The sequence below is a fragment of the Syntrophomonas sp. UBA5494 genome, from assembly GCF_002426325.1.
Genome location: NZ_DIPG01000148.1, coordinates 1 through 11,318, shown reverse-complemented (window position 1 = coordinate 11,318; position 11,318 = coordinate 1). Strand labels below are relative to the sequence as shown.

At 51.2% G+C, this 11,318-nt stretch carries 6 protein-coding genes; 3 read left to right on the top strand and 3 right to left on the bottom strand.

What is annotated here, in order from left to right; translation table 11 throughout:
• Together B3W37_RS16630 and recJ are read right to left on the bottom strand one after the other, a co-directional pair.
• On the bottom strand, window positions 1-383 hold a 383-nt coding region (locus B3W37_RS16630), incomplete at its 3' end, for an HD domain-containing protein (RefSeq protein WP_483176506.1).
• A gap of 5 nt (window positions 384-388) precedes the next feature.
• Window positions 389-3,184, bottom strand: a complete 2,796-nt coding sequence (gene recJ / locus B3W37_RS16625; RefSeq protein ID WP_483168556.1) for a single-stranded-DNA-specific exonuclease RecJ — start codon at window positions 3,182-3,184, stop codon at window positions 389-391.
• Window positions 3,185-3,416: 232 nt separating this feature from the next.
• On the opposite strand from recJ, the gene B3W37_RS16620 reads away from it, so the two are divergent.
• The gene (locus B3W37_RS16620; protein WP_483168557.1) at window positions 3,417-4,517 is read left to right on the top strand and encodes a PRK06851 family protein; all 1,101 of its coding nucleotides are present in this window, start codon (window positions 3,417-3,419) and stop codon (window positions 4,515-4,517) included.
• Window positions 4,518-4,520: 3 nt separating this feature from the next.
• Here B3W37_RS16620 and B3W37_RS16615 read toward each other — a convergent pair whose 3' ends face one another.
• On the bottom strand, window positions 4,521-5,729 hold the full coding sequence (locus B3W37_RS16615) for a molybdopterin molybdotransferase MoeA (RefSeq protein ID WP_483168558.1): 1,209 nt from the start codon (window positions 5,727-5,729) through the stop codon (window positions 4,521-4,523).
• Window positions 5,730-5,930: 201 nt separating this feature from the next.
• Here B3W37_RS16615 and B3W37_RS16610 point away from each other — a divergent pair, with 201 nt between their 5' ends.
• Together B3W37_RS16610 and fdnG are read left to right on the top strand one after the other, a co-directional pair.
• Window positions 5,931-7,856 (top strand): molybdopterin biosynthesis protein, encoded by a 1,926-nt coding sequence (locus B3W37_RS16610; protein WP_483168559.1) that lies wholly within the window; start codon window positions 5,931-5,933, stop codon window positions 7,854-7,856.
• A 307-nt stretch (window positions 7,857-8,163) separates the two neighbouring features.
• On the top strand, window positions 8,164-11,318 hold a 3,155-nt coding region (gene fdnG / locus B3W37_RS16605), incomplete at its 3' end, for a formate dehydrogenase-N subunit alpha (RefSeq protein ID WP_483176484.1).

The following is an 11,318-nucleotide window of genomic DNA, read 5'->3' as shown; positions in this document are numbered from 1 at the left end:
GCCATGGCGATAAACATTTTACGCAGGTTTTCGGCCTGGGCGTCTTCTTTGGTCTTAAAATTTATCCGGGAGAGCTTGGTTACCCCTTCTACCAGCAGGGCAATCTCTTCGCCAAACTCCTTGACCACATCCTGATAGGTTACAATGGTATCCTCTACCACATCATGAAGCAAGGCAGCGCATATCGAAGCAGCATCCATTTCGATGTCCGCCAGGATTAAGGCTACTTCAACCGGATGGCTGATATAGGGGTCGCCGGATATTCGCTTTTGATTTTCGTGCGCTTTACTGGCGTATTGATATGCCTTGGTTATGAGAGCCAGATTGGCATCCGGATCATAAGAGCTTACCTTATCCAGTATATGCTGCAATTGTGGATCCATAAACATCACCAAAGCGGCATTTGTTGAAGCTCGTTAGCCAGGTCGTGAAATGCCTTTTTTTCAGCCAGGCCCTCCAGATAGTAGGGGGATTCAGACATATTAATGCTGTTTTTGGCATGAAACATAAACTTTATTGCCATAATACTACCCTTTTTCTTAAACTGGCACAAGCCCAGATCATCAAGTACGTGCAGTACGGACTGCAAATCCAGTGCGCTTACCTGACGGCCGGTGATTCTTGATAAGACCTGGCAGAACTGGGAAACCTCCCCCTGCAGCACTCCATGCCCCAAAGACCGCAGGGCCGGCAACATAGACCTTATCCGCTCCGTATCGGGATAGAGGCGGCCCAGGTAGATCTGGTTGGCATCGACCTGGCTTTGATTGAAGCGCAGGACCAGCGGGCAGGACGTCCCTATTCCCATTTCATTCCAGATGTGGTCGATTTCCGCAGTGCTGAAAGGCAAATCAGCCATCCACACCCCGTCTATCTCGCCTATGGGCATACCACAGGCATTGCCGTCGGTAAGTAAAAACCCCTCCTTGGCCTGGACAAACTGACGCCTGACCCTGCGGCGCTGCTGTATGTCGCCCAGACCGGCTTCCGAAAACAGCGGATTGATCCCGGCTCTTAAGTTCTGTATCGTCTTGAGGCGATTGACATAAACCGCGAAACGCCCCCGATCCGGCATCTCACCTGATTTTACAGTATACGCTTTTATGCCGCTATTAAGTGTCAGGGGACCGTTTTCCCCATTGTCCTGATCACGGGCCGCCGCCCCTTCGGCCTGGCTCTTCAGCACGTCAATGCTGTGAAGAGCGTTTAGGGCCTCAGACTGTTTTTTCTGCAGATAATAATGATAGGCACTGCTGACCAAGTATAAACCCGGGTCACCGGACAATAAAGCCTGCTCCCCGGCCTGCCGCTGTGCTGCGGACAAGTGGCCGTGCAGGCCATGCAGCGCCGCTTCGCAAAGCCACAATTCCAGACTTTGTTGCAGTTTATTCAATACGCGATAAGTAGGCGCTATAAGCAAGACGGCCCGCTGCTGTTCGAGAAGGCCCAGGGCTTCCCGAAGCCATGGTCTCAAGGGAGTCTCCGCGCTCATATCCCACTGATAAGCGGGTTTCATCTGTCTGATCTTAAGCTGCAGGCTGGTCCTGCCCCGAAATTCATTGCGATTAAGCTGAAAAGTGAGATCGGCACGATATTGACCAGCCTTGAAATCAGCATATTGAGGTTTCCTAAATGCAATCACATTGAGATTAGAACCCTGCATACGCGCCCTGAAATGCTGACCTTCCGCACCGATCATAGCCGCCTGCTGCAATTCCACTCCCCGTACCGCCAGAACCGGAACCGGATTGCCAGGTCCAAAAGGCTCCAGGGCCTGAATCTCATGCCATAAATCGCAGTTTATCTGAGCCGGGTCAATTTCAAGGTCGATGAAGTGGCGTTCCTCCCTGGCGCCGGCCTGGCCCGATTCCTGACTCCAGCGCTCCAGGGCCTCAATGAAAAAAGTCAGCTGGTTTTTATCGATGGTAAGCCCGGCGGCCATAGGGTGCCCCCCGTATTGCAGGAGGTGATTCTGACAGGCTTGAAGAGCCCGATGAATGTCAAAGCCCTCGATGCTGCGGCATGAACCACGCCCGCTGTCGTCATCCCAGTTTATAAGAATTACCGGTTTCCGATGTATTTCACTAAGCCTGGAGGCCACAATGCCCAGAACCCCGTGGTGCCACTGTTTACCGTCCAAAACCAAAACATTGTTCTGCAGAATTTGAGGTTGATGAGCTATTCTCAGGGAGGCTTCGCGCAGTATGATTTCCTCGGTTTGCTTGCGCTCATCGTTCAGCCGGTTCAAAACCTCGGCTAGATAAAGGGCTTGCTGTTCGTCTCGAGTATAGAGCAGCTCCGCGCTGAGCCGGGCATGGCTGAGCCGGCCGGCCGCATTGAGCCGCGGGCCCAATATGAAACCTATCTGCCAGGAGCTTATTTCCTCACCAGGTTTGATTCCGCCGGTTTCCATCAGACACCTCAATCCCGGCCGGTCGGTAACAGACATGCGCTGCAGACCATGCTTGACCAGGATGCGGTTATCGCCGTTTAAATCGACTATATCGGCGAGGGTGGCCAGAGCAGCCAGATCCAGCCAGGAGTCATTGTCCGGTACTGATCCCAAGGCTCTGGCCAGTTGGTAAGCTACCCCGGCCCCGCATAAATTTTTGCAGTCCTCCATTTGATCCAAATGGGGATTGATAATCACATCCGCCTCAGGCAGAATATCTCCCGGCAGATGGTGATCGGTGACTATGACCTGCAGACCCGAACGCCTGGCTGCAGCCACTTCTTCCACTGACCTGATGCCGCAATCCACTGTTATCAGCAATCCAAATCCCCGCTGGGCCAGTTGCTGTACGGCCTGGGTATTAAGGCCGTAGCCTTCCTGGAATCGGTCGGGTATATAATAATCGACCTCAGCGTCGAGCCTTTCCAGGCATTCCCGTAAAATAACGATGCTGCAGACACCATCAACGTCATAATCCCCAAAGATTACAATAGGCCGTTTAGCGTCAACAGTTCGCTGAATGATCTCTACGGCCGCTGCCATCCCGCTCATGGACAGCGGGGGGGTAAGATCTTCCAATCGGGGTGACAAAAAATAACGGCATTGTTCTTCACTCCGGCAGCCACGCTGCTGCAACAGGATCGCAGCCGCTGTGCTGATGCCCAGTCGCTCCGCCATGGCTTGGGCTTGTACAATATCATATTGGCGTAATACCCATAAAGGCTGATCCATATTTCCTCTCCCATCGCAAGATAAAAATGCGCTTCATTACAATCGGCTGCTGGTTGGCCGGGATTTCTTATCAATTATAAATGAAGACGACATCCACCGCAGTAAATTCTTGAAGGCGTTTCTGCAAAGCCGGGAATGCTGTATTCAAGAAGTATGACCACATATTTTTAGCTTTTAGCCATATAGATTTAATGACGACTGTGCGGTTAATGTTGAAATGGGGGTGCAAAATATGGCAATCCGTCGATATGTTTACCCGGGCGGCAATACCCGTTTTGGCTTTTATTCTTTCTATGACCAGATAGTGGGGCCAGAGGTTGCTCAAAAAATCATCCTCAAAGGCGGACCCGGAGTGGGAAAGTCCAGTTTCATGAAGAAAGTCGGGGATCATTTCTCCCGGCTGGGCGTGGACGTCGAGGAGCATGGATGTTCCTCAGACCCGTCTTCTCTGGACGGCATCGTCATCGGCAAGCAGCAATTCTGCTTGTTGGATGGCACCAGTCCGCATGTGGTAGATCCGGTTTACCCCGGCGCTGTAGACGAAATCCTTAACCTGGGCGATTATTGGCATCAGGACATGATAAAGCCCCATCGCCAAGAGATTGTGCAGTTGACCCGGGAAATCTCCAGGTGTTTTATGCGGGCTTACAGCCGCCTCAAAGAATGTGGCATCGCCTATGACGAACTCAAGGATTACTACGGTGAAAACCGTGTAAGCAAATCCCTTAACCGTAATCTTCAGGCATTGACTGCCGATTTCCTGGCTGGTTCGGTGTCGGAATACCGCCCCTTAAGGCATCTGTTTGCCGGGGCTCTGACCCCGGGCGGACTGATAACCAAATTGGAAACCTTGATCGATAATCATACCGCTATCTTCGCGGTAAAAGGCAGTCCAGGAGCAGGGGTGCAGGATTTGTTTGCCCATACCAGAAACCTGATGGAGCAGGGCGGGATATATGGCGAGGTTTTTCACAATCCTGTGGATCCCCATGATATCGATTATATCCTGGTACCGTCCAGCAATGCTTTATTGATCGATATAGGGTCCGGATTGCTTCCTTATAAAGAAATACTAAAAGGCCTGAAGCTCAAGCGCCAGCTTGATTTCGATCAGCTGCTGGACAATGAAGGCGTATCGGCCCGGGCCAAGCTGATCTTTGCTGCCGTCCACCGCTACAACCAGGGCATCACCGATGCCGTGCAAATCTTGCAGACCGCCAAAAAATGGCACGATGAACTGGAACATTATTACGTACCGGCTATGGATTTTGCAGCGATTGAAACCCGCCGGCAGCAAATAGCAGCCTCATGGCAGAATCAACTGGGGCTTTGAGGCTTAAAACGGATAAACCCGGCAAACCTCCCCACCCTTTAATCCCTGGTCGACAGCCTTTATATGAATAAAGCCATTGGCCTGGGCCAGGATACTCATTAAACCCGATTTTCCCAACAGGGGGCGGGCCTCCCAGTGGCCTGCCCCTTCACTGAGATAAACCGGCACGAAGTCGTCTCTCCCCGGCTGTGAGGCGATATTCTGGGTCAGCCTGGCATGGACATGAAGATTTCTCCTGCTGTCTAAGAGTTGATGGCTCAATACATTGAACATCATCAACGCTGAAACCGGATGACCTGGCAAACCTATTACCAGTCTATCTTTAATACTCACTCCCATGGTTGGTTTTCCCGGTTTCACCGCCAATCCGTGAAAAAGCAGCTGCGCTTCCTCAAACGACAACAAGACATCCAGGGTCAGGTCGGCGATTCCCACAGAACTGCCTCCGGACAGCAGGGTTATATCGTTTTGTTCAAGTGATTGAGCCACCATCCTTTTTAGCTGATCCGCATCGTCCCTGACCAGCGGATAGATTTGGGCCCGATGTCCCCTCTCTTCAACCGCCGCCGCCAGGCTGTATGAATTAACATCCCGAACCTGTCCGGGATTCGGCGGCATTTCAATGGGAACCATTTCATCACCGCTGCTGATGATGCCGACCAGATAAGGCTTGATAACCGGTACCCGGCTGATTCCCAGCGAAGCCAAAAGCCCGATATCCTGAGGGCGCAGGAGGTGCCCTTCGGCAAATAGATCTGCATCGCGGGATATGTCTTCCCCTTTTCGCATCACATTCTCCCCGGGGCTGCCCGGGCGGTAGACCAGTATGGTGTCGTCACCCAGCCTTTCGGTGTACTCCACCATTATAGCGGCATCACTGCCGGCGGGGAGCATGCCCCCGGTAGGGATCCAGGCGCACTGGCCGGAGCTGATGGAAAAGTCTGGAGCGGCCCCCATGGGAACCGCGCCGATATATTGGAAAAAGGCCGGCAGGGATTCGCTGGCCCCAAAACTATCGAGGGCATTTACCGCATAGCCGTCTACTGTCGACCGATTAAAACCCGGCATATCTTCAGGGCTGGCAATCGCCCGGGATAATATCCGCCCCCTGGATCGGCCCAGCGGGCACTGTTCTTCCCCGGGCCGCTTGAGCCTGCTCTTTAGCCTGACGATAGCCTCTTCGTAACTTACCACCTGCAAAAACTCGCCCATGTTTACATCCTCTCAGACATGTTAATGGGGCGGAAGATGATCCTGCCCTTATAGTTATTATACTTAAACACCCGGTAAGATAAAATTGACTGACGGCTTTGCGCCTCCGATTAATTACCAGCGTCAATTTTCCTTGAGGCTGGTTTTGTTTTTTAATGCGGTGCGATACAATAATTGAAAACACCAGGAGTCTATAACAGCATGAAAAGAAATATATATATCAAGAATACCCCTTTGCAGGAAGCCATGTTAAGCTTCAACCAGGCTTTAAATGAAGCCGGTTTCTTTAAAACCGGTGAAGAATGGGTGGATGTAGGCCATTGCCTGGGACGGGTTACCTCCCGGCCGGTCCTGTCAAAGCGTTCTTCGCCGCATTACCAGGCTTCCGCTATGGACGGCATTGCGGTGCGGGCAAAAGATACCTATACTGCCAGTGAAACCACCCCGGTGAGAATAGCTGAAAGCAGTTATTTAATGGTGGATACCGGTGATTATGTACCCCCGCCATATGATGCCGTAATTATGATCGAAGACGTCAACTTTTTCGGCAATGAGGCTGAAATAATCAAAGCCGCGGTTCCCTGGCAGCACATCCGCTCAGTGGGCGAAGATCTGGTAGCCCAGGATATGATCGTACCCAGCTCATATCCCCTGGGCAGTTATGAAATCGCGGCCTTAATCAGTGCTGCGGTAGATAAAGTGGCGGTTTTCAAACAGCCGGTAGTGGGGATCATTCCTACCGGCACTGAATTAGTGCCAACCGCTTCCCCTGATTTAGAACCCGGTAAGATCGTGGAATCAAATAGCTATATGCTGGCAGCATTGTGCCAGGGATGGGGAGCTAAGACCATTCGCCACTCCATCGTTGAAGATGATTGGGACAAACTGCTGCAGGCAGTTCGGGAAATGGAGCCGCAATCTGACCTCCTGGTTATCTGCTCAGGCTCCTCTGCAGGCAGAGAAGACTATACATCCGCTATTATAGCCAGCCTGGGGAGGGTTCTCAATCATGGCCTGGCGATTAAACCCGGCAAACCCGCCATATTAGGACTGATCGGCGAAAATAAACCGGTCATAGGGGTTCCAGGTTACCCGGTCTCCGCACAGCTGGTTTTTACCCTGTTTGCCAGACCACTAATATATAGAAGACAAGGCCTGGTTGTACCTGAACCCGAGGAAATGCAGTGCCAGCTGACCAGGAAAATAGCCTCCCCCATGGGAGTGGACGAATTCGTATATGTAAATCTGGCCAAATTGCAGGATCGCTATCTGGCCTATCCTTTGAGCAGAGGTGCGGGCATATCCTCCAACCTGGTCAGGGCTGACGGGGTCATCAAAATCTCCAGCGGCCAGGAAGGTATCAACGTCGGGGAATACAGCCAGGCAGTTTTGATGCGCCCCAGGCATGAGATCGAGCGCTCGCTGGTATGCATGGGAAGTCATGACCTGTGTATCGACCTGTTGATTGATTACCTGCGCCGCCGGCACGAGATCCGCCTTTTATCGACCAATGTAGGCAGTATGGGCGGTCTGATGGCCCTGATGCGCGGCGAGACCCATATGGCCGGCATACATTTATTGGATACTGAGCAAGGCAACTACAATATCAGCTATGTTCAGCGTTATCTCAGCGGAAAGAACTGGCGCTTGATCAATGTAGCCAGGCGGCAGCAAGGCTTGATAGTGAAGAAGGGCAATCCTTTGGGGATTACCGGTTTGGCACAATTGCTAGACCCCGGCATACGCTTCATCAATCGACAAAAAGGGGCCGGGACTCGAATCCTGTTGGATTATCTGCTCAAACGGGATGGGGTGGACCCAGCAGGGATCAATGGATACACCCGGGAGGAATACACTCATTTGGCGGTAGCCGCGGCGGTGAAAAACGATGCTTGCGATTGCGGACTGGGCATCATGGCCAGTGCCCGGGTTATGGATCTGGACTTTATCCCCCTGGCGGAGGAGCAGTATGATTTGTGTATATTGACCGACCTTATCCCCGAAGCCTGGACGGAATTGTTATTGGAGGCTTTACAAAGCCCTGATTTTCAAGAAAGGCTGCGAAAAATGGGAGGGTATAATCTGGAACTGTCCGGCCAGGTTTTAGCTGCTAATAAGTTGCATTAGATTATACTTATGATATATTTTAGTTATACTACAATACCCATTCGAGCCCGGCAAGGATTTTAAAATTCTCTGTCGAAATAATAAGAAGGCGTATTAGGGCTTTTTTTAATGCAGCAACGATAGCCTTTGAAGGGAGGGAAGAGTCTTTTATCCCGTAATTTGAATACCCATAGCCATTGTTACAAACCGGCAGACTTAATATATAAAACCCCGGCTAAAGGTTATGGGTGTCGATATTGCCGGCGGGATGCTATAATGTGTTGGGAGTTTTATAAAAATAAATATGGGAAAGGAGAGTGGGGATGGAATGAAGGTTACGCGTCGTCAGTTCCTCAAATTAGCCGGTGGAACCGCAGCCAGCTTTGCGGTTGTGGATCTTGGTTTTGATATGCAAGCCACTGCTGCGGCTATTAAGGAACTAAGGATCAAAAACGTAACCCCAACACCGACGGTGTGCCCCTATTGTGCTTCTGGATGCGGTCTGGTCGTATATGCCGAGAAGAATGCTGAAGGCAAGTTCGTCAGACTGCTGAGCGTAGTAGGCGACCCTGACAATCCCATCAATGAAGGTTGTGCTTGTTCAAAGGGTTCTGCTATGTTCAATCTTAGAGAGATCTATGAGCCGGAGACCGGGCATCAGGTAGTCAACCCTAAGAGGGTTAAAAAGCCATTATACAGGGCACCCGGTAGTGAGAAGTGGGAAGAAAAAGAATGGGACTGGATGTTGAATGAAATTGCCCAGCGGATCAAGGAGACCCGTGACGCAAGTTTTATTCATAAGGAAAAAATCGCTGACGGTACTGAAATAATTGTAAACCGTACCGAGAAGATCGCCTCTATCGGTGGATGCGGTTTGGATAATGAGGAGTGCTATCTTTTAGCCAAAATGATGCGTTCCCTGGGTGTGGTATTTTTAGAAACCCAGGCCCGTATCTGACACAGCTCCACGGTGGCAGGTTTGTCACCAGCATTTGGACGAGGCGCCATGACGAATCACATGATCGACCTCAAAAACACCAATGTAGCCCTGATAATGGGCAGCAACATGGCGGAGAATCATCCTATCGGAATGAAATGGCTTATGAAGGGCAGGTTTGATCCCCAGCGTCAGACTAAGATCATTCATGTGGATCCCCGCTTTACTCGTACTTCAGCAATTGCTGACATCTATTGCCCCATGCGTTCGGGTACCGACATCGCTTTTTTAGGGGGCATGGTAAAGTACATCCTGGATAATGAGCTTTATCATAAGGACTATGTGTTAAGTTATACCAATGCAGCCTTCCTGATCAGAGATGATTTCGATTTTCAGGACGGTCTCTTCAGCGGTTTTGATACCGCCAAGGGTTCATACGATACAAGTTCCTGGGACTATAAATACGATGAAGGCGGAAACATCATGCAGGATCCGACTTTGCAGGATCCGCGCTGTGTATTCCAGCTCATGAAGAAACACTATTCCCGTTACGATATCGATACGGTCTGCTCTATCACCGGCAGTCCCAAGAAAAAATATGAGGAAGTCTTAAAACTATATTGCTCTACCAGTGCTCCGGATCAAACCGGCTGCATCAACTATGCTATGGGCATCACCCAGCATACCGTTGGATCCCAGAATGTCAAGGCTTTCACTATAGTGCAGCTTCTACTGGGCAATATGGGCAGAGCCGGCGGCGGAATAAATGCTCTGCGCGGGGAGAATAATGTGCAGGGGGCCACGGATATGGCTCTGCTTTTCCACATTTTACCCGGCTACATTGATTCCCCTACTGCAAGCGCTGCCTATAAAGACTTGATTTCCTATATTCGCAAGACAACCCCCGGGGTTGGCAAGTTGCCTTTTACCAATCTGACTGAATTGCGGGCTCTGGTCGCGGCCGGGGTCAAGTATTCCGGTTGGAAAGTCAACACCTCCAAGTGGATCGTCAGTACTTTGAAAGCCTGGTATGGCGATGCCGCTACCGAAGCCAACGATTTTGCATATCACTATATACCCAAGCGTCAGGACACCAAGAATTATTCGCACATCGGCTTATTTGAAGCCATGTATAAAGGCGAAATCGACGGTCTCTTTATCAACGGATCCAATCCGGTGGTAGGCGGTCCCAGCGCCAATAAAGAACAGACCGCATTGACCAAACTGAAATGGATGGTTTCCATCGATCTGTGGCTCAATGAGAGCGCCGAGTTCTGGAGTCATACCGCCTGGGAGAGAGCGGTAGAGAATGAAAAGGTACACCGCTTAACCCCCAAGGATATAGCTACCGAGGTATTTTTCCTTCCTGCGGCTGCTGTATATGAAAAAGAGGGCACCGCAGCCCAAACCGGCCGTTGGGTGCAGTTCCGCTGGAAAGGCGCTGATCCGGTAGGAGAATCCAAAGCCGACCTGTGGATTTACAATGAATTAGGCAAGAAGATCAAAGCCTTGTATGCAGACAGCACCAGGCCTGAGGATGAACCCATAAACAAGATGACCTGGGATTACGATGGTCAGCATGGCGAAGAAGAACCCGATATTATGAAAGTGGCCAATGAATTGTGCGGTTATACCGTCGCCGACGGCAAGCCGGTGGAAGGCTTTGCCCTCTTAAAGGATGATGGCAGTACAGCCTGCGGCAACTGGATTTACTGCGGCGGTACCACCTGGAAAGACGGCAAGATGATCTACAAACCGCAGCTGCGCAAGAAAGAAGACCCCAGCGGCTTGGGACTGTTCCCCAACTGGGGTTGGGCTTGGCCAGTCAACCGAAGAATTATATACAACCGTTGCTCAGTACAGCCGGATGGAGTAACCCCCTGGCCGGGCGACACCGACCGCCTGGTGTGGTGGGATGGAGCAGGCGCTTGGGCAGGTTGGGATGTTCCCGACTTCATTAAGACCACCGGACCTGACAAGCCGGCTTTTAATGATCCATTTATCATGCGTCCTGAAGGCAAAGGATGTTTCTTTGCAACGCTGGCATCCTTTAAGGATGGACCTTTCCCTGAACATTATGAGCCCTGGGAATCTCCGGTGCCACCAATTGTCAACAAGCAGCCTATGAACCCGATAGCCAAAGTATGGGAACCCGAGAAGCAAGGTAAGAAGGAAGATTATCCTATAATCGCTACTACTTACCGGGTAACCGAGCACTGGCAGACCGGCGCTTTGACTCGCAACCTGCCCTGGCTGGCCGAGTTGATGCCCAATATGTTTGTTGAGCTCAGTGAGGAACTGGCCCGGGATAAAGGGATCAAGAACGGTGCCAAGGTTATTGTCTCTACCACCCGGGGTGACATCGAGGCCCTGGCTTGTGTGACCAAGCGCTTTAAGCCCTTTAAAGTGGGCGGCGCAGAAGTCCACCAAATCGGTATGCTGTGGCAGTTCGGTTTCAAAGGCTATGCCACCGGGGACATTGCCAACCGTCTAACCCCCCATATCGGCGACGCCAACACCATGTGTCCGGAATATAAAGCATTTCT